The sequence below is a fragment of the Dactylosporangium siamense genome (assembly GCF_016862795.1).
GTDB classification, from domain to species: Bacteria; Actinomycetota; Actinomycetes; order Mycobacteriales; family Micromonosporaceae; genus Dactylosporangium; species Dactylosporangium siamense.
Map to the genome: position 1 here is coordinate 96,737 of NZ_BONQ01000137.1, position 24,078 is coordinate 120,814.

Here is a 24,078-nt window from a genome sequence, read left to right on the forward strand (position 1 = left end):
CGGCCTGAGCCGACCTGCCATCCCGATGAGCGGCCGCTCATGCCGTCACCTCCACCTTCTGCTGCGGCGCCTGCGTGGCCGGCGCGGACGGGCGGCGGCGCTGGAACTTCTCGCGGAACTTCGGCGCCTGCGCGAGGCACAGGACGACCACGACGACCGCCTTGAACAGCAGCGTCACCTCGGGCGGGATGCCGACGGTGTAGATCGTGATGTCGAGGGTCTTGATGATGACGGCGCCGAGGATGGTGCCGGCGATGGAGAACCGGCCGCCCGCCAGGGAGGTGCCGCCGATGACGACGGCGAGGATCGCGTCGAGCTCGATGAGCAGGCCGGCGTTGTTGCCGTCGGCGCTGGACACGTTGGAGCTGATCATCAGCCCGGCGATGCCGGCGCACAGGCCGGCGAACACGTAGACGATGAGGATCAGCCAGCGCGACTTGATCCCGGCGAGCCGGGACGCCTCGGCGTTGCCGCCGACGGACTCCAGCAGCAGGCCCAGCGCCGAGCGGCGCACGATGAGGCCGGCCACCACGGCGACGCCGACCGCGATGATGACGCACAGCGGCAGGCCGAGCCAGTAGCCGGCGCCGATCATCTTGTACGGGCTGCTGTTGATCGTGATGATCTGCCCGTCGGTGATGAGCTGGGCGAGCCCTCGCCCGGCGACCATCAGGATCAGCGTGGCGATGATCGGCTGGATGCCGACGGTCGCGACGAGGAACCCGTTCCAGACGCCCAGCGCCAGGGACAGCAGCAGGGCGAGGCCGACCGCGAGGAGGACGCCGGTGACGCTGTTCTGGTCGTCCAGGCCGCTGATGCGCAGGCAGGCGAGCGCCCCGGCGATCGCGACGACGGCACCGACGGACAGGTCGATGCCGCCGGTGGCGATGACCAGGGTCATGCCGAGCGCGACGAGGCCGAGCGGCGCGCTGGCGCGCAGGATGTCGATGACGCTGCCGTAGAGGTGCCCGTCGCGGAACTCGACCTTGAAGAAGCTGCCGGAGAAGAACACGTTGGTGACGAGCAGCACCACGAGGATCACCGCCGGCCAGAACAGCCTGTGCTTGATGATCGCCGCCATCAGGTGCCGCTCGCAATCGTCTCGGTGAGGCGGTCGAGGTCGACCGCGTCGGTGTTCTCCAGTTGGGTCACCAGGCGCCGGTCGCGCAGGACGCCGATGCGGTGGCTGAGCCGCAGCACCTCCTCCAGTTCGGCGGAGATGAACAGCACGGCCATGCCCCCGTCGGACAGCTCGACGACCAGGCGCTGGATCTCGGCCTTGGCGCCGATGTCGATGCCGCGGGTCGGTTCGTCGAGGATCAGCAGCCGCGGCTCGGTGATGAGCCATCTGGCGAGGAGGACCTTCTGCTGGTTGCCGCCGCTGAGGTTGCGGACCGGCAGCTCCGGGTCCTTCGGGTTGATGTTGAGCGCGTCGATGTACTTCTGGACCAGCTCGTCCTGCCTGCGGCGGGGCAACGGCCGGGTCCAGCCGCGGGCCGCCTGCAGGGCGAGGATGATGTTCTCCCGGACCGACAGTTCCTCGACGAGGCCTTCGGTCTTGCGGTTCTCCGAGCAGTACGCGATGTCGTGGTTCATGGCGGCGCGCGGGCCGTGCATCGTGACGGGTTTCCCGTCGATTTCCAGGTGGCCGGTGTCGGCCTTGTCGGCGCCGAAGAACAGCCTGGCGAGCTCGGTGCGGCCGGAGCCGAGCAGGCCGGCGAGGCCGACGACCTCACCCTGGTGGATGGTGAGGTTGAACGGCTCGACCGCGCCGCTGCGGCCGAGGTCGTGTGCCTGGGCCACGGCCGGCGCGGCGTCGAAGGAGCGCTTACCGGCGTCTTCAAGGCGCTCCAGCAGCGCCAGCTCCTTGCCGATCATCAGGCTGACCAGCTGCAGCTGGCTGATGTCGGCGACGAGGTGTTCGCCGACGAGCCGGCCGTTGCGCAGGATCGTCATCCGGTCGCAGATCTCGTAGATCTGGTCGAGGAAGTGCGAGACGAACACGATCGCGATGCCCTGCGCCTTGAGCTGCCGCATGATCCGGAACAGCTGGGCGACCTCACCGGCGTCGAGGCTGGAGGTCGGCTCGTCCAGGACGAGGATCTTCGCGTCGACGTCGATGGCGCGGGCGATCGCGACGAGTTGCTGGACCGCGAGGGAGTAGGTCGACAGCTGGGCCGTGACGTCGAGGTCGAGTTCGAGGCGCTGCAGCAGGTCGGTGGCGCGGCGCCGCATGACGCCCCACTGGATCCGGCCGAACTTCGTCGGTTCGCGGCCGATGAAGATGTTCTCCGCCACCGACAGGTTCGTGCAGAGGTTGACCTCCTGGTACACGGTGCTGATCCCGGCCTCGGTGGCCTGCTGCGGCCCGGCGAACCGGACCGGGCGGCCATCCAGTGCGATCTCGCCCTCGTCGATGTCGTAGACGCCGGTCAGCACCTTGATCAGCGTCGACTTCCCGGCGCCGTTCTCGCCCATGAGGGCGTGGATTTCCCCTTGGTACAGGCGGAAATCCACACCCTCTAGAGCCTTGACGCCGGGGAACTGCTTGCTGATGCCGCTCATGCTCAGCAGTGCGGTCCCCATGGTTGCGCCTCTCAGTACTTACGGTTCGGAAGCTCGGTCTTGGCCTGCTCCGGCGTGAACGCGGACTCCACGGTCAGCACGCGCTGCGGGATCGTCTCGCCGTTGAGCACCTTCTTGGCGAGGTCCATCAGCTGAGGGCCAAGCAGCGGGCTGCACTCGACGATGTAGTTGATCTTGCCGGCGGCGAGGGCGGTCATGCCGTCCTTGACCGCGTCAACCGTGATGATCTTGATGTCGACGCCGGGCTTCTTGCCGGCCGCCTCGATCGCCTCGATGGCACCGAGACCCATGTCGTCGTTGTGGGCGTACAGCACGTCGATCTTCGGGTTGGCCTTCAGGAAGGCCTCCATGACCTCCTTGCCCTTGGCCCGGGTGAAGTCACCAGTCTGCGAGGCGATGACCTTGAACTTCGGGTCGGCCTTGATGACGTCGGCGAAGCCGGACTTGCGGTCGTTGGCGGGGGCGGAGCCGGTGGTGCCCTGCAGCTCGACGAGGTTCACCGTGTCGGTCTTGCCGGCGTACTCCTTGACCAGCCACTCGCCGGCCTTCTTGCCCTCGACGACGAAGTCGGAGCCGATGAAGGTCTTGTAGAGCGTCGTGTCCTTGGAGTCGATGGCGCGGTCGGTCAGGATCACCGGGATCTTGGCGTCCTTGGCCTCCTTGAGCACGGTGTCCCAGCCCGACTCGACGACCGGCGAGAAGGCGATGATGTCCACCTTCTGCGCGATGTAGCTGCGGATCGCCTTGATCTGGTTCTCCTGCTTCTGCTGCGCGTCGGAGAACTTCAGCTCGATCCCGGCGGCCGCGGCGGCCTCCTGGATCGACTTCGTGTTCGCGGTGCGCCAGCCGGACTCGGCGCCGACCTGCGCGAAGCCCATCGTGATCTTGCCGTCGTCCTTCTTGCCACTGCCCGCGTCGTCGGACTCGCCGCCGCACGCGCTGAGCGCGCCTACCACCAACAGGCCGCTGAGCACGGCCGCGGACCACTTCTTCAGCACTACGCCTTCTCCTAACGGGGTGTCTGGTGCAGTTCGCGTGAACGTTCACATTCAAGGGCGGACCGCCCCACCGCCGGGGTGTGTGGCGATAGGGGTGCCTTGCTACGGCCTTGGTTACATTGGCCGTCGCGGTTGTATGTCGAGAGTGTTAGCGTTCTCATCCCCGGCGTCAAGTCTGTGACGTCGATTCGTGACCGGAGGTGCTCGTTGGCCCACCCCGCGCGCTCCGGGCGGGACCGCGGAGCCTCCGCTCGCGCCGCCTCTGCCACCGCAAACTCGACCGATCGTGTCGTCATGCCTACGGAACGTATCGCTTTCGGGGGTCGCGGCGACGGTCCTTCCACAGACCGTGACACTGCGCCTCCCGAGCGTGATGTTCCGTCTGGCCAGGCATTGTCCCCGGACAACCGCGGGCGGTCCCCGGACATCGGGGGGCCCGCGACGAGGGTGCCAGGCACGGGCGGCGTGCCGTCCCCGGGCGGCGAGGACGCCAGGCGGCGTTCCGCGACCGGCACCGAGTCGCCGGCACGGTCCTCGGACAGCGGGTCTTCGGGCGGCGCGTCTACGGGCAGTCGGTCTTCGGGTGGCGGGGCTTTGGATGGCGAAACTTTGGGTGGCGGGTCCTTGGGTGGCGGGTCGTCGGCGCCGCTGCGGCGGGCGGGGGTGCCGGGGCCGACCGGGCCGGACCGGAGCCGGCGGGGGCCGGTCGCGCACGCCGGGGGCGCCGTCCCCGACGCGGTGCCCGTCCCACCACCGCGGAAGGTCGGGATGCGCGACGTGGCCCGCCTCGCGGGCGTGTCGCACCAGACCGTGTCGCGGGTCCTCAACGACCTGCCGAACGTCAGCGACGGCACCCGCAGCCGGGTCCTGGACGCCGTGCGGATCCTCAACTACCGTCGCAACCTCGCCGCGCGCACCCTCGTGACCAGCCGCTCCCGCACGATCGGCCTGATCGGCTTCGAGACCACCCTGGCCGGCCCCGCCTCGATGATCTACGGCATCGAGAAGGCCGCCCGCGAGGCGGGCTACTACGTCAGCATCGCCACCGTGCGCTCACTGGACCGCCACGCCGTGCTCGACGCCGTGGAGCAGCTCTGCGCGCAGGCCGTCGAGGGCATCATCGCCATCGCACCGAAGAACTCCGTCGCCGACGCCCTCGCCCAGGCACCCCCGGGCACCCCGACCGTCGGGGTCGGCGGGGCCGACGACGGCGCGGTGCCGATGCTGCGGGTCGACAACGTGCGGGGCGCCTGCCTGGCCACCCGCCACCTGCTGGAGCTCGGCCACCGCACGGTCCACCACGTCCCGGGCCCGGCCGACTGGCCGGAGGGCCGCGACCGCATCGACGGCTGGCGGCAGACCCTGCACGCGGCCGGCGCCCCGGTCCCGCCGGTCACCGCCGGCGACTGGTCCGCCCGCTCCGGATACCTGCGCGGCCAGCTCCTCGCCGCCGACCCGGGCGTCACGGCCGTCTTCTGCGGCAACGACCACATCGCCCTCGGCGTCCTGCGCGCGTTCCACGAGGCGGGCCGTTCGGTCCCTGACGACGCCAGCATCGTCGGCTTCGACGACATGCCGGAGTCCGGCTACTTCCTCCCCCCGCTCACCACCGTGCACCAGGACTTCGCCGAGCTCGGCCGGCGCAGCGTCGACCTGCTCGTCGCCCGGCTCGCCGGCACCCCCGCCCCCACCGCCCCGGTCCACCTCCCCCCATCCCTGGTCGTCCGCGCCAGCACGGTCACCCGCCGGTAGCTTCGCTACAGGCTCGCCGCCCCACCGCTTCGCGGCGGGTCCCGCCGGGGGATTCTCACCCCGGACCCCCAATGCTCGCTGCCGCTCGCACGACCTGCGCCCTGGCGGGCGCGGCCGACTCACACGCTAGCGCGTGGCAGTTGAAGGACCGGGAGTTGAGGTTTCCTGGCACTCAAGGTCCTTCGTCCAGCTCGCCCGCTGTGCGCGCGAGACGACGGAGGCGGGCCCGTCCAATTGGCGCGGGCGCTGTCCGTGCTTCCTGGTCTGTGGGAACGGGCCGGTGCCCACTTTGGTGATCGACGGTTTTTCGGGAGGGACTGGCCCGCCCCCGTCGTCTCGCGCGCATGGCGGGCGAGGAAGACGACAGACCTTGAGTGCCTCGAACCTGGACCCCCGGCCTTTCGGATGGGAACGCGCAAGCGCTCGAGCGACCGCGCCCGTCAGGGCGTAGGTCGTGCGAGCGAAGCGAGCATGGGGGGCCGGGGTGGGAACCCCCCGGCCGCCTCCGGCGTCAGCCGGCCGAAGGAAGCACAGCCCGCACGCAGCGGACGACCGGGGGGTCGAAGCCGTTGAACGAGGAGGCGTAGACGCTGGTGTAGGAGCCGGTGCTGGCGATGTACACCTCGTCGCCGGTGCGCAGGCCGGCGGAAAGCTCCACGTCGAACATGATGGTGTCCTGGCTGTCGCAGGTCGGGCCGGTGAGGTGGCAGCGTTCCCGGGTCAGGGCCGCCCGGGAGTCGGTGACCGGGAAGCGGAGCTGGTTGCCGGTCTCCAGGCTCTCCATCAGTCCGTTGAAGGCGCCGACGTCGAGGTGGATCCAGCGCCGGCCGTGGCGCAGCGCGGTGCCGATGACGGTGGCGCGCAGGGTGCCGGCCGCGGCGACCACCGCCCGGCCCGGTTCGATCACGACCGGGACCTCGTAGGGCAGCCCGGCCAGGCCGGTGGTGATCGCCGCCGCGTAATCCGACAAGGGCGGCACCGTGCTTGCGTAGCGGGCGGGGAAGCCACCGCCGACGTTCACCATCTGGAGAAACACCTGCTCCGCGGCGAGCTTGTCCATCACCTGCGCGACGGCCCGCAGCGGGGCCCGCCAGGCCTGCGGGAGCAGCATCTGGGAGCCGACGTGGAAGGCGACGCCGAACGGGCGCAGCCCCCGGTCCCGCGCGCCGAGCAGCAGGGCGGTGGCGGTCGCGACGTCGACGCCGAACTTGCCCTCGCTGGGCACGCCGCTGCGGATCTGGTGGGCGGCGAGCCGCACGTAGACGGCCGCGCCGGGGGCCGCGGCGGCCAGCTTGTCCAGCTCGTCCTCGGAGTCGAACGCGAAGCGCCACAAGCCTTTCGCGTGCGCGCGGGCGATGTGGCCGACCGGCTTGACGGGGTTGCTGAACAGCGTGTCCGCCGGGTCGACGCCGGAGGCGGCGAGCAGGTCGAGCTCGGGGGCGGAGGCGACCTCGAAGCGGCAGCCGAGGCCGTGCAGCTCGGCGAGGACCTCCGGGTGCGGGTTGCACTTCATGGCGTAGTGCACGGTGCAGCCCGGCAGGCCCGCGGTGAGCTCGTGGTACTGCGCGGCCACCCGATCGAGGTCGATGAGCAGCTCCGGTGTTCGGCGGCGGTGGTCCACCCGGTCCTCCCGTCCACTTCGTCCTGCGTGGTCAGGATATTGCGCATCGTAACTTTCGCACTACCGCCTGACGCTCACGTCCACGGCGGGCGCCACATCGGCCATACGGGCGGGCCCTGCGGCAGCAGGATCGGCGGGCGGCTCTGGTACCCGTGCCGCAGGTACAGCTCGCGGTTGCGGGAATCGTTGGCCTCCAGGTACGCCGGGAGGCCGGCCCGGTCGAGACGGCTGTGGTGGCGGGCGAGCATGGCGCTGCCGATGCCGAGGTTCTGCCGCTCCGGACGCACCGCGAGGAACGCCAGGTAGTGGTGCGGCACGATCGGATGTTCCTCGTCGAGCAGCGCGTCGAGCTGGCAGGCCCGGTCGAACGCCGGCCCGGAGGCCTCCTTGAGCCGCCGGTCGTAGTCGATCGGCGGCGGGATGGCGCGGGTCAGCGGGAACCACAGCGCGACACCGGACAGCCGCCCGTCGATCGGGTCGAGCGTGGCGTACACCTCGCCGAAGCGCACCGCGTGCTCGGTGAAGATGGTGAAGTACTCGGGGCTGTACTCGCGGCGGACATCGGGGTCGGGCGCCATCCAGCGGGCGACCGGACCGTCGCACATCGCGGCGGTGAGGACCTCGGTGATCTCGTCGGTGTCGACCGGTTCGATGTCACGGACGACGACATCCTGAATGGCATGCGTCATGACCATCCTCTTTCGGTGTCCACAGTGGAAGGTTAGGAGTGGTGGGCGACGTCGGACGTGCGCGGCAGCGAGTGCGACACCGGGAAGCTCGGGCTCTCCGGCAGGACCTGCTGCTCGGCGCCCCGGCCGATGCCGGCGTAGGACTCGGGCCGCGCGGCGCGCATGATGACCGCCCAGAGGACGCCCACCACGGCGAAGACGGCATAGGCCGCCGAGAACACCCAGTTGAAGATCGAGTCCGACTCGACCTGTAGCAGGTCGCCGAGCCCGATGACGGTCGCGGCGAGCACCGCGCTGAGGAGCAGGAACGCCAGCAGCGGGGCGATCTGCGCGCGCCACACGTTCTCCCGCCGGCGGTGCCGGATGAAGAACGCGATGACGGCGGCGGACGCGCCCCACATGAGCATCAGGACGCCGAGCCCGCCGACGGTCGTACCCCAGGCGAAGAGGTGGATCAACGGATCGGTCTGGGTCGCCCAGTAGACGAAGAGGACCACCAGGGCGAGCAGGCTCTGGGTGATCGAGCCCAGCATCGGGGCCCCGGTGCGCGGGTGCGCGACACCCCACAGCCTCGGCAGCACCCGCTCCCGGCCCAGGGCGAACTGGTAGCGGGCGACCGCCGCGTGGAACGCCAGGGCCGCGGCGAACACACTGGTCAGGAACAGCACGTAGCCGACGTTGATGAACGCCTCGGGCACGTACGGCGTGACCAGCGCGAAGACCAGGTCGGTCTCCTGGTCCTTGGCCGCCTGCACGATGTTGCCGGCGCCGGTGTTCACCGACATCGCCCATGCCGAGACGCCACAGAGCAGCCCCGGCAGCAGGACCGCCCAGTGCGTGGCCCGGGCGATGGTGCGCTTCGGGTCCTTCGCCTCCTCGGACAGCACGACGGTCGCCTCGAACCCGACGAAGCCGGCGATCGCGAGCACCAGCATCGCCGCGACCTCCGGCGTCAGCAGCTGGGCCGGGGCGAGGGTCTCGGTGCTGACCCGGCCGCCGGCCGGGTGCGCGATCATGATCGCGTCGTAGATGAGCACGATGGTGATCTCGGCGGTGAGCAGCACGGCGAGGACCTTGCCGCTGAGGTCGACCCACAGCACGCCGAGCACGGCGATCAGGAACCAGCCGACGAGCGCGCAGACGAACCAGCTGGCCTTGATCCCACTCGCCTCGAGGACGCCGGAGGCGACCTTCCCGAGCAGGCCGAACAGGCCGATCTGCATCGCCGCGTAGGCCGGCAGTGCGACGAACGCCGCTGCCACGCCGGCGACCCGGCCCAGCCCATGACTGATGTAGGAGTAGAAGGCGCCGGAGTTGACGATGTGCCGGCTCATCGCCACGAACCCGACGGTGAAGATCGACAGGATCAGCGCCGCCACGAAGTACACCAGCGGCACCGCCGTGTTGCCGACCACGGCGTAGATCGTCGAGATGGCACCGAGGATCACCGTCAGCGGCGCCGCGCCCGCGACCCCGAAGAACACCACGGACGGCACGCCGAGGCGGTTGCTGGCCAGGCCCCGGGTCACGATGTCCGGCCCGCTCGCGGTGCTCCGCGCCATGTTCGGTCTCCTCACGCGGTCAGTCGTGCTGGTGCGCAACGCGCCGCGGTGATAGTGGTGGCGGCCCACCGAATGTCACCGACGACCCACGGCGAGCGCTGAGCCCACCGCGGCCTCGGTGTACTGGACGAGCTGGACGACGTCGTCCGGCAGCGACGCCATGATCGCCGGTAGTTGGCGCATGCACTCGCGCTGCTCCTGGACGCCCGCGAACACGTGCCGGGTCAGCCCGGTGGCGACCACGAGCGCGATGAGCGCCCGGTCGGCCAGGCCCATCGACCGGCGGTGCGCGAGCGCCTCGGACAGCCGGATCGACTCCCACGCGGCGGCGTTGCGCTGCTCGGCGCTCAACGGCAGGTACAGCGTCTGCGCGCTGAGCAGCTTGCGCCGGGTCACCGGCTCGACCACGCCGGCCCGCAGCAGCCGCTCGCCGACCTGGTCGGTCGCGTCGGCGGCGAGGTAGGCCAGCCAGGTGCGGATCTCGCGGTGCTGTGGCTGCGCGATCAGCAGGTCCAGCACCCGGTGCGCGAGCGAGTCGCCAGGCGGCTCCTGGCTGACGACGTAGAGGTCGCCGGTCATGGCACGCAGCCGCCCGTACAACATCAATTCACCGAGGAGGGACGAGGCCAGGCCGAGGCCTGACGCTCGTGGGTGCAGCCGGGAACGGCCGGTTCGATCGTCGTGGGCAATCAGGTAATAGCTGTTGGCAAGCATCGTGACCACGCTTTCTCGAGGCACCTCGAGCACATCAGTGAACGGGCCAGCAGGCGCATGTGCTGGCTTCGATGTCCCCGAGCATCATGTACCCAACACGGCGCGTAGTGCAACGAGTACTAGACTCGGGGTATGCGCATCCCGCAAATTGCATAGGATCATTGCTGTGGACATTGACGCCGCCAAGGACGAGGGACCAACGCTTCGCCGCCGTCGACTGGCAGCGGAACTGAAGAAAAGTCGCGAGGAGGCCGGATTCACGCAGGAATCCGTGTCCCGGCACTTCGAGTGGCATTCGGCCAAGGTCACCAGAATTGAGAACGCCCGCGTGCCGGTGACCGCGCGGGACGTCAACGACCTGCTGACCCTGTACGGGGTGCGGGACGTGGACTACCGCGAGGCGCTGCTGGCGCTCGCCCGGCAGGGCAAACAGCGCACCTGGTGGACGGACTACCGCGACGTCATGCGGCCGGGGAACTTCGTCGGCATGGAGGCCGACGCCTCGATCACCCGCGTCTGGGAGCCGATCGTGCTGCCGGGGCTGCTGCAGTCCGAGGCGTACATGCGGGCGTTGATCGGCACCGGGCGCCGGCACGACCGCAAGGAGACGATCGAACGGCGGGTGGCGCTGCGCAGGATGCGCCAGGCGCGCCTGACCGCGCCGTCCCCGCTGCAGCTGGTGGCCCTCATCGACGAGTCGGTGATCCACCGTGTCGTCGGCGGTCCGTCAGTGATGCAGGAGCAGCGGCGCAAGCTCATCGACGTCGCGGCGCTGCCCAACGTGTCGATGCGGATCGTGCCGTACGGCGCCGGCGAGCACCCCTTCATGGGTGGTTCGGTCGCGCTGCTCGAGTTTCCCGACGTCGCCCACTTGGATGTCATATACCTTGAGGGGCTTGCCGGGGACTACTACGAGGAGCAGCCTGCGGAGGTCAAGCGCTACCGCGACGAGTTCGAACGGCTGAGGAGCAGAGCCCTCAGCGAGTCGTCATCGATATCGTTGATCGAACGCCTGCTCGACTGAGCTGTCCGCGCGCCGTCTCAGCGTTCCACCGTTCAGTCGCATGTTTCAGCGCAAACGGAAGGAGGTGCACGTTTTGTCTGCTCAATTCACCGATGCCAGCTGGCACAAAAGCAGTCGCAGCAACGGCAACGGCGGCAACAACTGCGTGGAAGTCGCAGTTGCTGACTCCGCTGTCGGCGTCCGCGACAGCAAGAATCCGGACGGACCGGTATTGCGGTTCAGCCCGGCGGCTTGGGAGTCGTTTGTGTCCGACGCCAAGCACGGCGCTTTTGATATGACCAACTGACGCTTTTCCCGGCTTCCTCAATCCCGAACATCATTGATCCGCGGGTGGGCTGGTGCAGGAATGCATCAGCCCTCCGCGAAGATACTGGTCGATGCTATTCCCGGCCGCCCGGCGGCGCCACCGTCGGCTTTTGCAGTATCTGTAACGGCGGCGCCACCGATTGATCTCCAGGAGGTGTTCGAATCGCCGGGTGATCCTTTCGGTGACCACGCCGGCCGGGTCCGACGCGCATGCCGTGCGCGGTGGCGGCGGAACGTTGTGATCGCCTGTGCCGCGGTCCGGCCGGGCCCGGCCGGACGCACCGCCGATCGTGTTCACCGTCAACGGGATCGCGGTCAGCGCGGTGGACGCGTCGCCCGGGACGGTGGACCGCATCCGCGCCACCATGCTCGCCGAAATTTCTTGTCGCGTCGGTCAACCCCGGATCGGCCGGGTGGCATCACCTTGGTGGAACGTCCAGCGAAGGGACCCACCACGTGCGCCCGGATCGGGAACATGACTTCAGCCAGTACGCGCAGGCGCGGATACCGCGGCTGCACCGGGTGGCGTACCAGGTGCTCGGCGACCGGGACCGGGCCGACGACGCGGTGCAGAACACGCTGACGGTGCTGTACCAGCGCTGGAGCCGGATGCACGACGTGGAGAACCTCGACGCCTACGTGCACACGATGCTCGTGCGCTCCTGCCTCAGCGACCGGCGGCGCTGGTGGGCGAAGGTGCAGCTGCGCGAGACCACCCCGGACGTGCCGGTCGCCGCCGATGACCCGCTCGTCGAGCAGCGGATGGTGCTGCGGGCCGCGCTGCGTCGCCTGCCGGAGGGACAGCGCACGGTGCTGGTGCTGCGGTTCCTGTGCGACCTGCCGGTCGCCGAGGTGGCGCGGCTGCTGCACCGCTCGGAGGGGACCGTGAAGCGGCAGACGTTCAGCGGGCTGGGAAACCTGCGCCGGCTGTTCGACGAGTTCGCAAGGAGCGAGGCATGACCGAGAATCCCTTCTCCGTCCTGGCCGGCGAGGCCGTCCCGGACAGCCGGGTCCGGGTCGACGACGTCATCGCCGCCGGGCGGGTCCGGGTGCGCCGGCGGCGCGGTGCCGTCGCCGCGGGGTGTGCCGCGGCGGTCGTCCTCGTCACCCTGGCCGGCGTCGCCTTCGCGGTCCGCCCACCGAACGACGGCCCGGCCCGGCCCTCGCCGTCGCCGTCGCCGTCGGTCAGTGCGCATCCGTCGGGGTGCACGGTCGCGAGGGTGGACGTCGACGGTGACATCGGCGCCGCGTTCACGGACCCGAGCGGCAGGTACGTCGCGTTCTCCCGCGCACCCGATCCCGGGCTGCTGATCGTGTACCGCGACGGCGTCGTCGTGCGGCGGTACACCACCGGCGGGCGGCTGCAGACGTGGGCGTTGAACGCTTCCGGGACCGCGGTCGGCGCGGTGGACAACGACGCCTACCGGACCACCACCGACGGTGCCCTCGCCATGCTGCCCAGGCCGTCCGGAGCGGCCCGGGTGTGGGCGTACGGCATCAACGCGGCCGGTGACGTCGTCGGCGAGGCGGCGATGCCGGGCAAGAAGTTCCGCGCGGTGCTGTGGCGGCACACCGCCCTTGACGCGCCGGTGCTGCTGCCGACCCCGTCCGGCCAGTCCTCCTCGGCCCGGGGAATCACCGACGACGGCCGGGTCCTGGGCGACCTGGACCAGGGTGCCACCCCGTACCTGTGGAACGCCGACGGCACCGGGTCGGCGCTGCCGACCCCGCCGGGGATGCCGGGCGGCCACCCGATCCAGATCGCCGGCGACTGGGTCACCGGCATGGTCAACTACCTGTCCGTCAAGAACTTCGACCCGACGACGGGGCGGCGGGCCGGCACCGGCGACCCGAAGCCGGCCCGCTGGCAACTGTCCTCCGGCACGGTCGAGATCCTCGAGGCCGAAGACGTCTTCAACGGCTCCGGGCGCGTCGCCGCCGACGGCACGCTGGTGATCAACCGGTTCACCGACGCGGTGTTCTGGGACGGCACCCGGTTGACGCCCTTGCCTGCGCCGCCTGGGTACGACCATGTGCAGGTGACCTCGATCAGCGCCGACGGCCGGGTCATCGGCGGCGCCGCGACGAAGAACACGGGCGGCTCGATCGAACCGTTCCGCTGGGACTGCCGCCGCTGACCCGACGCCCGTTGCTCCCGGCCTTGCGCGCAGTCTCTGACCGGATCAGCGATCTTGCGACTACCTGGTTGATCGGTGGTCGCGGGAGGCCAGTCATCAACCAGGTAGTGGCGGTTTCCCACAGGTCCGAAGGATCACCGGGTGGGCGGGGATCCTTCGGACTGCGGAACTCCGGCAACGACGCCGCGGGGTCGACGCCCAGTTCGGCACCGCCGAGGTCCGGGTCAGCCTCGTTGCCCGCTGCCCGCTGCCCGCACGCGACTTCGATCAGTGCCGCGTGGGTGCCGGTGGCGAAACGGGTCCGGCAAAGGAAGGTGGACGGGCGTGCTTGCGGCGGGCGAGGCGGACGGCGCGCGGACTTCGGTCTCGCCCACTACGGGGGGTTGGTTGCGCCGCGGCCGCAAGTCGCGAGGCGACCGGTCGCGGCCGCGGGCTTCTCACGGGCGCGGGCTACTCACGGGCGCAGGCTTCTCACGGGCGCGGGCTACTGACGGGCGCGGGCTTCTCACAGGCGCGGGTGCTCGCCACCCGCCTGTCGGCGTCGCACCCCTCCGCCGGCTTGTCGCGGGCGCAGGCTTCTCACAGGCGCGGGCTTCTCACGGGCGCGGGTGCTCGCCACCCGCCTGTCGGCGTCGCACCCCTCCGCCGGCTTGTCGCGGGCGCGGGCTACTCACGGGCGCCGGCTACTCACGGGCGCGGGTGCTCGCCACCCGCCTGTCGGCGTCGCACCCCTCCGCCGGCTTATCGCGGGCGCGGGCTTGTCACGACCGCAGGTCGTGGCTGCGGAACTGTCCGCGGACCTGGCAGGGAGGCCGTTCACGGCCGACCGGTGGCTGACGGGAGCGACGGCCGCGCCCACGACGGACCGGAGCCATGCTCGTGCTCTTGCTGTTCAGCTTTTCGGGGCGGCGGTGCTGCGGCGCAGGACCAGGGTGGGCGCGACGTGCGGGTCGGGCTCGGGGCGGTCGGGGCCTTCCGGGAGGTCGGCCTCGATGGCGCGGAGCAGGGCGGCGATGCAGCGGCGGCCGACCTCGTCGAAGTCCTGGCGGATCGTGGTCAGCGGCGGCGACAGGAACTCGGCCTCCGGGATGTCGTCGAAGCCGACGATGCTGACGTCGTCGGGGACGCGGATGCCGTGCTCGTGGAAGGCGCGCATCATGCCCAGTGCCATCTGGTCGTTGCCGGCGAAGACGGCGGTGACGTCGTCGCGGCGGGCGAGCTCGAGGCCCGCCTGGTAGCCGGAGCGGGCGGACCAGTCGCCGGTCATGAGCGGTGGGGCGGGCAGGCCGGCGTCCTCGAGGGTGCCGCGCCAGCCTTCGATGCGGCCGTGGGTCTCCAGCCAGTCGCGCGGGCCGGACAGGTGCCAGACCTTGCGGTGGCCGAGGCCCAGCAGGTGCTGGACGGCGAGGCGGGCGCCGGTGACCTGGTCGACGGAGATCGCGGGGATCTCGCCGCCGACATTGGACTCGACGGCGACCGCGGCGACCCCGAGCGGGAGGCTGTGCAGCGCCGCGGCGGCGGCGGTCTGCGGGGCGATGACGACGACCCCGGCGACGGACTGGTCGGCGAGGGCCTCGAGGGCGTTGACCATGCCGCTGTGGTCGAGCTGCTCGAGGGTGACGATGCTGACGCCGTAGCCGGCGGCGCGGGCGGCGCGCTCGATGCCCAGGAGGGTCGAAGCCGGCCCGTAGAGGATCGTGTCGAAACTGACGACGCCGATCACCCGGGACCGGCGGCCGGCGAGGCCGCGGGCCATCGCGTTCGGGCGGTAGTTGAGCTGCCGGACCGCCTCCAGGACGCGCTCACGCGTGGCGGGGCTGACGCTCGGGTGCTGGTTCAGCACCCGCGAGACGGTCTGGTGGGACACGCCGGCGAGTCGCGCGACGTCGTTCATGACCGCTGCCCGGCCCTGGCTCGTTGGACGCATCGCCCTCCCCCCATGTTGATGTTAGCGCTGCCACGATATGCCGTGCCGGGCGGTACGCCGCGCTCTGGGGGCCGGAATGGCCGTTCGGATGACCCGGGAGCCGCTACTCGACGCAGAACTCGTTGCCCTCGGGGTCGGCCATGACCGTCAGCTCATCGCCCGGCTGCAGGACCGTGGCGCCGAGCGCCTCCAGCCTGGCGACCTCGTCGGCCACCGCGCCGGGTGCCCGTAGGTCGAAGTGCACGCGGTTCTTCGCGGTCTTGCCCTCCGGCACCCGGGCGAACCAGATGTTCGGCCCGCCCCACCCGGCGGCCTCGACGAACGCCTTGTCCGATGTGGACTCCTCGTCGACGTCGGTGCCGAGCGCCGCGGCCCAGAACCGGGCCAGCACCAGCGCGTCGACGCTGTCGAACGTCACCGACTTGATGTAGGCAGCCATGGGCGGCACCCTACTCCGGCCGCCGGTAGACGCTGACGTGATCGTCTGGCGGATGCAGCGTCGGGCGGCGCGGTCGTACTGGTGCAGCCGGATCGTGGCGGAGTCCCCGGGACGAACGCGCTGCCGGTCCGCCTTGTCGAGGTTGAAACAGAGTGTTGAAGACGAGGTACACGAGGCTGTAGGGGCCTTTGACTCCTACGTCCGCCATGTCGCCGACCGTGACCGCTTGTCGTACGTGGCGGCCGACAACTTGCCGAAATGCCCCGGATCATCGAAAACCGACATCGATCAAGCTTAAAGGTACGGCCGAAAATTGTCGTACCCGCTGACTAGGCTGCTCATAGTCGTTGAGGTCATGGAGGCTGTTGTGCAGGAACCGGGTGCGGGTCTGGTCGTCGACGCTGCGAAGGCTGAGCCGTTCGCGGCGGTCGAGGAGTATCGGGCCGCGATCGGCGCGATCCGGCAGGCCGCCACCGCGTACTACGGCGGGTCCGATCTGGACATGGACGACGCCGTGTATGACGCGTTGCTGGCGCGGGTCGCGGCGACGGAGGCGGCGCAGCCGGCGTGGAAGGCCGACGAGTCCCCCACCGAGGTCGTCGGTGCCGGCGGCGGGGTGGTCGGCGACGTCGTGCACAGCACGCCGATGCTCAGCCTGGACAACGTGTTCGACGAGGACACGCTGCGCAAGTGGGCGGCCCGGCTGGACAGGATCCTGGGCCGTCCCGCCGGCGGGTTCACGGTGGAGCCGAAGATCGACGGGCTGGCGATCGCCGCCCGCTATGTCGACGGCCGCCTCGTGCAGGTCGCGACCCGCGGCGACGGGCGCGCCGGCGAGGACGTGACCGGGCAGGCCCGGCGCGCGTCGGGGCTGCCCGAGCGGCTCGCCGAGCCGGTGACCCTCGAGGTGCGCGGCGAGGTCTTCATGACCGACGCCGACTTCGAACAGGCCAACGTGATGCGCACCGGCACGGGCGAGCCCGCGTTCGCGCACCCGCGCAGCGCCGCCGCCGGCACGCTGCGCGCGCAGGACCGCACGTATGACGCGCCGCTGTCGTTCTTCGCCTATTCGGTCCACAGCGAGGCCTTCGCCACGGTCGCCAACTCGGACGCGATGACCGAGCTGGAGCGGCTCGGGATCGCCACGACCGGCGGGTCCGTCGCCGGGACGCCGGTGTGCGGCACCATCGAGGAGGTCCTCGCCGCGGTGCACACGCTCAGCGTGAGCCGTGGCGCGCTCGGGTTCGGCATCGACGGCGCGGTCATCAAGGCGGACCTGCCCGCCGACCGGGACGCCGCGGGCTCGTCGAGCCGGGCGCCGCGGTGGGGCGTGGCGTACAAGTTCCCGGCCGACACCCGCACCACCCGGCTGCTGCAGATCGAGGTGCAGATCGGCCGGACCGGTGTGATCACCCCTGTGGCGGTGCTCGAGGCGGTCCAGATCAGCGGGGTCACCGTCACCTCCGCGACCCTGCACAACTTCGACGACCTGGTCCGGCGCAACGTCCGCCCCGGCGACGTGGTGTTCGTCCGCCGCGCCGGCGACGTCATCCCCGAGGTGACCGGCGCCAAGCTCGACGAGCGCCCGGCGGACTCGGTGCCGTTCGAGCCGCCGGCCCGCTGCCCCCGCTGCGACGGCGAGATCGACCGCAGCCAGAAGCGCTGGCGGTGCACCCGCGGCCGGGCCTGCGGTGCGCACGAGTCCCTCGCGTACTACGCCGCCCGCCACTCGATGGACATCGAAGGCCTCGGCGGGAAGGTCATCGACCTGGTGGTCGCCGCCGGTCACGTCACCGACCCGGCCGACCTGTATGACCTCGACGTGCCCACCGTCGCGAGCCTGGACCGGATGGGCGAGCTGTCCGCCACCAAGCTCGTCGCCGGCATCCAGGCGTCCAAGGAGCAACCACTCGCCCGCGTGCTGACCGGCCTCGGCGTGCGCATGACGGGCAGGTCCATGTCCCGGCGGCTGGCCCGCCACTTCGGCACGATGCAGGCGCTGCAGGCCGCGTCCGTCGAGGACCTGCAGCAGGTCGAGGGTGTCGGCCCGGAGCGCGCCGTGACCATCGCCGCCGAGCTGGTCGACCTGGCCCCGGTCATCGCCAAGCTGGTCGCCCGCGGCGTCAACATGTCCGAGCCCGACCTCACCCCACCGTCCGCCACCACGTCCGGCACCGACCCGGACGCGGACGCGGACACCGACGGCACCGCCCCGACGGCCCTGCCGCTGCGCCGCCCCGACGGCAGCCCGATGACGGTCGTGGTCACCGGCTCGGTGCCCGGCCTCACCCGCGACGAGGGCAACGAGGCCGTCGAACGCCTCGGCGGCAAGTCCTCCGGCTCCGTCTCGAAGCGCACCGACCTGGTCGTCGTCGGCGACGGCGCCGGCTCGAAGGCCGAGAAGGCCGAGCAGCTCGGCATCCGCATCCTGCCGGCGGAGCGGTTCGCCGCGTTGTTGCAGGCGTACCTGTCCGGGGACGAGGCCACCATCACCGACATCCTCGCCTGACGGCCAGGTGACCGCCGGCGGGCCTCTTGCTGCCGCGTGGTTTCAGCGGTCACGCACGGAGATCGCCAGCGAGAGCACCCGGGCGCCGGCCCTCGGCGCCGGGGCCCCGCCGGCACTCGCGTTCTGGCGGGCGCCCGAGTTCTCGCGGGCACCCGAGTTCTCGCGCGGACGCCCGGGTTCTCGCGCGGGCGCCCGGGTTCTCGTCGGCGTGGCGAACCGTTGCCGGGGACCGCCGGTCGCCGGTAGCCCAGCGCCGCACCTGCGGGCACCGGCGCGGCGGTGCCAGCGCGCCTGCAAATGCCGGCGCGGCGGTGCCGCACATTGCCCGTCCTGGGCGCGTTGCCGGTTCGCCGCGCCGCCACGACCAGCACCCGCTGGCACGAGCAGCCCACACAACCCCGGCCACTCGCCACCGGCACGAGCAGCGCACCACGGGGTGTCCAGCACGACGTGCGGCGCCGTGAACACGAAGTCGGTCAGACCCGCCGACATCAGCAAGCCCACACGACCGCGGCGAGCAGCTGCTGGCACAGCAGCGCACACGGCTCGGACAGCACCCACCGGCACGAGCAGCGCACGACGCTTCAACAGCCCCGCCGTCGCGAGTGGCCATGTCGCTGCAACGGCAACCGCCGGCACGCCCGACGCTTCAACGGGGTCACGTCCGCTGCGGTAGTTATGCGGGCCGTGCCGGCTTGCACGCTTCGGGCAGCCCTGATTGCGCAGTGATGGCGGACCCGTGATTCGTGAAGGACTCGCTTCGACCGCGCCGCCACACGTGATGCTCGCTCCCGGTTGGAACGAAGTCGTCCACGGCCCGTCCGGACGGCCGGTCCGTGACTTCGATCTGCGCAGCGGTCCCAACGGGTGAAGGCGCAACAAGCGGAACGATTTCCGGCATCAGGCGCCCGGGAATCCTTCGGCTTGTAGGGAATCCGGCAACAACCCCTGCGCGTCCGGCGCGCGACCCGGCACTGCCGAGGCCCGGATCAGCCTTCGCCGGGACCGCGCCCACGGCCACCAACGCGCGGACGGACACCACCACCCGGGCAACTGGAAGAACCGCTATGGTGCCGACGGTTCCGTCGTGTTCAACCACAGCCAGTCGCTCCCACCCGGCGTCAGCCTGAGACCAGCACGGGTGATCTCTACACCTGGGTCGAGCTCCCGTGCGACGCCCGCGCACTGCAACGGGCCGGCACCGGACGCATCGCCGCGACCCGGTTCGGCGGCTCGTTCCAGCTGACGCTCGCCACGAGCGACAAACACCCCGCGGCAGGTCGGCCTGTACCTGCTGGACTGGGACGGCGGCAACGGGCGCCGGGAGATCGTCACCATCTCCGACGCGCTCGGCAACACGCTCGCCACCGCCGACAGCAGCGCCTTCGGCACCGGCAAGTACCTGATCTGGAACATCCGCAGCACGGTCACGTTCACCGTCCGAGCCAGGCCTGCGTCAGCGGCCTGTTCCTCGGCGCGGCCGAAACGCCCGACAACCCGCCGGGCACGCTCGGCAACCTCGCCGCGAGCGGAATCACCGCCACCGGCGCACAACTGAGCCGGAACGTGTCGACCGACGACCACGGTCGACACGATCGGCCAGACCTCGACCGCCTCCGATCCGGGCACCTTCACCACACCCGGCCGCCGCCGGCGGCAGCATCGACAGAACCCAGGGCAACTGGAGGGGACTACGGGGCCGGGCGGCTCCATTCAGGGCGACACCTCGCAGGCCACCCCGGTCACCATCACGCCGACCCGGACGGCCGGGGCCAACGCGGTCACCAGCGCCACGTTCGTCAACTGACGGCGGGGCTGAACCAGGCCACAGCGGGCGCGGACGCCACCGCGTCCGCGCCCGCCGGGATCGTTGACACCTCAACCGGCCGGTTCATAAACTTGAACGACCTCATCTGATAGGCAGACAAGCCGGATGACGAACGCGAGCCGGAGACACCCGCGATGACGGTGACCCGCACGACGCTCGGCGACCAATTGGCCCGGGGCATCGTCGGCAAGATCGAGACCATGGGGCTCGGGCCGGGCGACGAGATCCCCGCCGAGGGCGAGCTGGCACGCGAGTTCGGCGTCAACCGCCTGGTCGTGCGGGAGGCCATCCGCACGCTCGTCGCGCGCGAGATCCTCATGTCCAGCCAGGGCAGGCCCGCCCGGGTCTCGATCCCCTCGCCGCGGGTCTTCGGCCAGATCCTCGAGTTCCGGCTGAATCAGAACTCGCTGGATTTCGACGACCTGGTCGACACGCGGCGGGTCATCGAGGGCGAACTGGTCCGCCGGGCCGCGAGCCGGGTGAAGACGAAGGCGGCGTCGGTCGACCGGGGGCGCGAGATCCTGGCCGAGATGGCGGGCGCCGCCGACAACCGCGACCGGTTCATCGAGCTCGACATCGCCTTCCACGCCGCGATCGCCGAGATGGCCGGCGCGCAGCTGCTCCAGTTCATCCTGGACTCGCTCGAGGCGGTCCTCCTGCGGGCCCGGCAGGCCAGCTACGACGGCCGGGTGCGCCGCGGCGAGGACCAGAAGCGCACGCTGCGGGCGCACGAGCGGATCCTGGCCGCGATCGCCGAGGGCGACGCCGACAAGGCCGCCGACGCCATGGCCAAGCACCTGGCGGAGACCGCGCGCGACCTCAATCCCCCGCAGCGCAAGGCCAAGCCGGCCTCCTGAACCCCGGTCACCGCACGACCCCGTCCGGACATTGACGGGTCGATGCGCGCCCCTGACCTGACACCGAAGCTTATCTGACAAGCTGTAGGTTAGTAGGCAGTTCATGCCGTCCCTCAGCAACAGCGAGGGCGTGCAGGTCGCCACGATACCGGCGGGCCGGCACCGCAACCGGCGTCCTGCTCGGCCCCGACCACCCACGGCAACTGGAAGGGCACCTACGGGTCCGACAGCTATCTCGTCGTCAACGACGCCGAGCAGCCCGCGTCCGGGGTCACCGTCACGAGCACGGGCACGGCGTACATCTGGGACGGTGCACGGACCGAGACCCGGGGCCCCGCAGCGGGCGCATCGCCTCGGCCCTGTTCGGCGGCATCTTCCAGGTGAAGGTCCAGATCTCGGACGGGCAGACCTCGTCAACGGCGTCTTCATCGACTGAGATAAAACCCTTGAGCCAACAGGCTCCCGGGCCACGGTGGCAAGCCACCTGTCCGGAACTCGTCAGGGCGGATCGTGCGGCCGGGAGCTTGTTAGGTTCATGGCACGGGGGTTTGATGGTCGGCGCGGCGGCGGGTGCATCCCGCAGGGATCACCGCCTCCGCAGCACGGCAGCCGCCGCGCCGGTCATGAAGGCGCCCCACCGGACCCCGGGGGCAGCGGGATCCGGTGCGGCGCGGGGGGCCGCTACGCGGTGAGGCGCAGGTAGTCGACGTTGAAGCCGCCGGTCTCGCAGAACAGCGTCAGCTGCTGGTCGCCGGTGGCCGTGACGGTGATCGGGACGTGGATCGACTGGTAGGTGCCCCAGCCGCCGGTGTCGGGCACCGACGCGGTGGCGAGGGTGGCGCCGGTCGCGTCGCGCAGGGAGATCGCGCCGGGCGCCGGCGCGCCGGATCCGTTGGCGACGCGCAGCTCCACGTCGTACGTGCCGGCGGCGACGTCGAGGCGGTAGGCGAGCCAGTTGCCGGCCGAGGTCCAGCCGACGTTGCGGCCGCCGCTGGCGGCGGGGTTGGTCTCGATGAAGTTGGGGCCGCCGTCGGTCCAGCCGTGCTGGGCCACGTATGCCTCGGCCTCGACCTTCGCGCCGACCGGGGCACCGTGCGGCCGGACGGTGACGTGGACCGTCGTCGAGGAGCTGGCGCGCCCGTCGGTGACGGTGACGGGGATGTCGATGGTGCCGGGGACGGTCGGGCGCAGGGTGACCACGCCGGTGGCGGCGTCGACGGTGACGCCGTCGGGCAGGTCGGTGGCGTAGAACGCGAGCGCGTCGCGGTCGGTGGCGCGCAGCTGGAGCGTCGTGGTGCTGTGCTGGTCGACCACGACCGGCGCCGGCTGTGCGAGGACCGGGGTGTCGTTGCGGCCGTGCGGCAGGTCGGCGGTCCAGCGGTAGGTGGCGTAGGCGTGCGCGGGGACGGTCGCGACGAACGACCGGCCGGCGAGCACGACCCGGACGGTGCGGTCGACGTCGAGCGCGTTGCCGATCACCGCGACGTAACCGTCGTGCTGGTCGCGGTAGACGACGTTGCTGATGCCGTCCGCGGTGCCGCTGGAGGCGACCCGCGTGTGCGCCGGGGTGAGGTACCGCGAGAACTGCCCGAGCTGGTAGAGCTCGTCGCGGACGGTGAAGGTGCGGGCGGTGGTGTCGACCTTGACGAGCCGGTCCGGCCACTTGGTGGTGCGGGCGACCTCGTCCCAGTCGACGTTGTTGTCGCGGGCCGGGGTCCAGTGCAGGGTGCCGCCGTCCTGGTCGGTCGCCTGGGCCCACAGGATGTAGGAGGACGCGTCGAGACGGAAGTCGGCGAGGACCGTGGCCGGCGACAGGTCGCTGGTCTCGGTCAGGTGCACCGGCTTGCCGGTCTGCTCGTAGGCGTCGCGCATGACGGTGGGGTCGCCCCAGTACGGGTGGAAGGCGATCGCGTCGGCGGCGCGCGCGGCGGCGGGGTCGTTCAGCACCCGGTAGTAGTTCTTGGTGGCGGTGCTGTTCGGGTCGCGCCAGTCGTAGAAGTTGAAGTCGTGGATGTAGAGGTCGACGTCGAGGCGGGCCCGGCGCAGCTCCCGGTCGATCGCGACGGAGAGCTTCTGCTGCTGCTCGACGCTGATGTCCATGGCCGGGTAGACGACGTCCATCCCGGGCTCGTTGAGCAGCGTCAGCGCGTCGACGCGGATGCCGAGGCGGGCGTACGCCTGCACGTACTTCACGTAGTAGCGGGCGAAGACGTCGATGCGGTCGTCGCGCAGCTTGCCGACCTGGTAGTACTCGGTCGTGCTGCCGGGCTTGAGGGCGACCTCGCCGAGGAAGCGGTTGTTGGTCTTCATCCAGGCGGGCGCGCTCCAGGCCGAGGCGAGGAACGTCGCGCGGGGGTTGTACTTCTGGATCAGCTTGACGGTGTCGACGATGTGCAGGTCGATGTCGCGCTGGATGCTGAAGTGCCGCAGGTCCAGGTCTTCGGTGACGCCGGCCGGCAGGTCGTCGTAGGACCAGAACGGCAGGTGCTCGATGAGGTCGGGGCTGCCGATGGTGAGCCGGAAGCGGTCGAGGCCGGCGCCGGTGCGCGGGTCGACGAGGAGCCGCACCGCCTCCTCCCGTTGCGCCGGGGTGAGCTTCCACAGGTTGGACACGGTCGTCTCGTCGATCGAGAAGCCGATGCCGGTGTACGACTGCCGCCGGCGGCTCGGATCGACGACCACGGTCGCGTCGGCCCTGGTGCCGGCGCCGGCACCGACCCGGGCGTCCGGCAGTGGCTGCCAGTGCGCGGCGCCGGTCGAGTACGTGCCGGTGACGAGCGCGCCATGCCCGGCGTTGGCCGCGCTCGGCACCGCCAGGGTGCCGGCGGTGACCAGCGCAACGGTCGCCACGGAGATGGATCGCCTCACAGAGCCTCCCGAGGTTGGGGTCGTGCAGGGTTTGGTGGTGCGGCGCCGCCGCAAGCGACGCCGCACCGGAAAACGGGTGGAACGGTTACGGGCCGCTGACCAGGTAGGTGACCTGGTTGCCGCTGTTGACGGTCCCGCCGGTGTTGTTGATGACCCGCGAGATCGTCCCGGTGCCACCGAGGGAGACGGTGACCATGTTGTGGAACTTGACGTTCGGCGTCACCGGGACCTCGAACGAGTGCCCGAGCACGACGCTGGGG

Annotated in this window: 18 protein-coding genes; 7 read left to right on the forward strand and 11 right to left on the reverse strand. The window is 70.8% G+C overall.

Annotated features, from left to right (window positions below):
- Window positions 1-37 precede the first annotated feature (37 nt).
- The 3 genes from Dsi01nite_RS43680 to Dsi01nite_RS43690 are packed head-to-tail and all read right to left on the reverse strand — an operon-like array spanning window position 38 to window position 3,584.
- Window positions 38-1,081 (reverse strand): ABC transporter permease, encoded by a 1,044-nt coding sequence (locus Dsi01nite_RS43680; RefSeq protein WP_203852331.1) that lies wholly within the window; start codon window positions 1,079-1,081, stop codon window positions 38-40.
- Entirely contained in the window at window positions 1,081-2,586 is a 1,506-nt protein-coding gene (locus tag Dsi01nite_RS43685) for a sugar ABC transporter ATP-binding protein (protein WP_203852332.1), read from the reverse strand. The genes Dsi01nite_RS43680 and Dsi01nite_RS43685 overlap by 1 nt, the downstream gene beginning before the upstream one ends.
- An 11-nt stretch (window positions 2,587-2,597) precedes the next feature.
- Window positions 2,598-3,584: an ABC transporter substrate-binding protein gene (locus tag Dsi01nite_RS43690; protein WP_203852333.1), complete on the reverse strand. Its 987-nt coding sequence runs from the start codon at window positions 3,582-3,584 to the stop codon at window positions 2,598-2,600.
- 768 nt (window positions 3,585-4,352) lie between these two features.
- On the opposite strand from Dsi01nite_RS43690, the gene Dsi01nite_RS43695 reads away from it, so the two are divergent.
- On the forward strand, window positions 4,353-5,336 hold the full coding sequence (locus Dsi01nite_RS43695) for a LacI family DNA-binding transcriptional regulator (RefSeq protein ID WP_203852351.1): 984 nt from the start codon (window positions 4,353-4,355) through the stop codon (window positions 5,334-5,336).
- Window positions 5,337-5,847: 511 nt separating this feature from the next.
- Here Dsi01nite_RS43695 and Dsi01nite_RS43700 read toward each other — a convergent pair.
- The 4 genes from Dsi01nite_RS43700 to Dsi01nite_RS43715 all read right to left on the reverse strand — a co-directional run bounded on the left by Dsi01nite_RS43700 (window position 5,848) and on the right by Dsi01nite_RS43715 (window position 9,922).
- Window positions 5,848-6,957 (reverse strand): type III PLP-dependent enzyme, encoded by a 1,110-nt coding sequence (locus Dsi01nite_RS43700; RefSeq protein ID WP_203852334.1) that lies wholly within the window; start codon window positions 6,955-6,957, stop codon window positions 5,848-5,850.
- 74 nt (window positions 6,958-7,031) lie between these two features.
- The gene (locus Dsi01nite_RS43705) at window positions 7,032-7,646 is read right to left on the reverse strand and encodes a GNAT family N-acetyltransferase (RefSeq protein ID WP_203852335.1); all 615 of its coding nucleotides are present in this window, start codon (window positions 7,644-7,646) and stop codon (window positions 7,032-7,034) included.
- A gap of 32 nt (window positions 7,647-7,678) precedes the next feature.
- Entirely contained in the window at window positions 7,679-9,208 is a 1,530-nt protein-coding gene (locus Dsi01nite_RS43710) for an APC family permease (RefSeq protein ID WP_203852336.1), read from the reverse strand.
- Window positions 9,209-9,283: 75 nt separating this feature from the next.
- On the reverse strand, window positions 9,284-9,922 hold the full coding sequence (locus Dsi01nite_RS43715; protein WP_203852352.1) for a GOLPH3/VPS74 family protein: 639 nt from the start codon (window positions 9,920-9,922) through the stop codon (window positions 9,284-9,286).
- 166 nt (window positions 9,923-10,088) lie between these two features.
- On the opposite strand from Dsi01nite_RS43715, the gene Dsi01nite_RS43720 reads away from it, so the two are divergent.
- The 4 genes from Dsi01nite_RS43720 to Dsi01nite_RS43735 all read left to right on the forward strand — a co-directional run bounded on the left by Dsi01nite_RS43720 (window position 10,089) and on the right by Dsi01nite_RS43735 (window position 13,390).
- Entirely contained in the window at window positions 10,089-10,946 is an 858-nt protein-coding gene (locus tag Dsi01nite_RS43720) for a helix-turn-helix domain-containing protein (protein ID WP_275423460.1), read from the forward strand.
- Window positions 10,947-10,986: 40 nt separating this feature from the next.
- Window positions 10,987-11,232, forward strand: coding sequence for a DUF397 domain-containing protein (locus tag Dsi01nite_RS43725; protein WP_203852337.1), 246 nt, complete (start codon window positions 10,987-10,989; stop codon window positions 11,230-11,232).
- Window positions 11,233-11,708: 476 nt separating this feature from the next.
- On the forward strand, window positions 11,709-12,212 hold the full coding sequence (locus Dsi01nite_RS43730; RefSeq protein ID WP_239136608.1) for a SigE family RNA polymerase sigma factor: 504 nt from the start codon (window positions 11,709-11,711) through the stop codon (window positions 12,210-12,212).
- Window positions 12,209-13,390: a hypothetical protein gene (locus tag Dsi01nite_RS43735; RefSeq protein ID WP_203852339.1), complete on the forward strand. Its 1,182-nt coding sequence runs from the start codon at window positions 12,209-12,211 to the stop codon at window positions 13,388-13,390. Before Dsi01nite_RS43730 ends, Dsi01nite_RS43735 begins: the two co-directional genes overlap by 4 nt.
- 892 nt (window positions 13,391-14,282) lie before the next feature.
- Here Dsi01nite_RS43735 and Dsi01nite_RS43740 read toward each other — a convergent pair.
- A complete protein-coding gene (locus Dsi01nite_RS43740) occupies window positions 14,283-15,284 on the reverse strand; it encodes a LacI family DNA-binding transcriptional regulator (RefSeq protein ID WP_203852340.1) in 1,002 nt (333 codons plus the stop codon).
- 136 nt (window positions 15,285-15,420) lie between these two features.
- Complete coding sequence (locus tag Dsi01nite_RS43745; protein ID WP_203852341.1) at window positions 15,421-15,756, reverse strand: VOC family protein; 336 nt, start codon at window positions 15,754-15,756, stop codon at window positions 15,421-15,423.
- A gap of 355 nt (window positions 15,757-16,111) precedes the next feature.
- On the opposite strand from Dsi01nite_RS43745, the gene ligA reads away from it, so the two are divergent.
- Complete coding sequence (gene ligA, locus Dsi01nite_RS43750; protein WP_203852342.1) at window positions 16,112-18,265, forward strand: NAD-dependent DNA ligase LigA; 2,154 nt, start codon at window positions 16,112-16,114, stop codon at window positions 18,263-18,265.
- Window positions 18,266-19,330: 1,065 nt separating this feature from the next.
- On the opposite strand, the gene Dsi01nite_RS43755 is transcribed toward ligA, so the two are convergent.
- Window positions 19,331-19,903, reverse strand: a complete 573-nt coding sequence (locus Dsi01nite_RS43755) for a hypothetical protein (RefSeq protein ID WP_203852343.1) — start codon at window positions 19,901-19,903, stop codon at window positions 19,331-19,333.
- Between the two features lie 324 nt (window positions 19,904-20,227).
- Here Dsi01nite_RS43755 and Dsi01nite_RS43760 point away from each other — a divergent pair, with 324 nt between their 5' ends.
- Entirely contained in the window at window positions 20,228-20,950 is a 723-nt protein-coding gene (locus Dsi01nite_RS43760; protein ID WP_203852344.1) for a FadR/GntR family transcriptional regulator, read from the forward strand.
- A 681-nt stretch (window positions 20,951-21,631) separates the two neighbouring features.
- Here Dsi01nite_RS43760 and Dsi01nite_RS43765 read toward each other — a convergent pair.
- Window positions 21,632-23,818, reverse strand: a complete 2,187-nt coding sequence (locus tag Dsi01nite_RS43765) for a carbohydrate-binding protein (RefSeq protein WP_203852345.1) — start codon at window positions 23,816-23,818, stop codon at window positions 21,632-21,634.
- Window positions 23,819-24,078 lie beyond the last annotated feature (260 nt).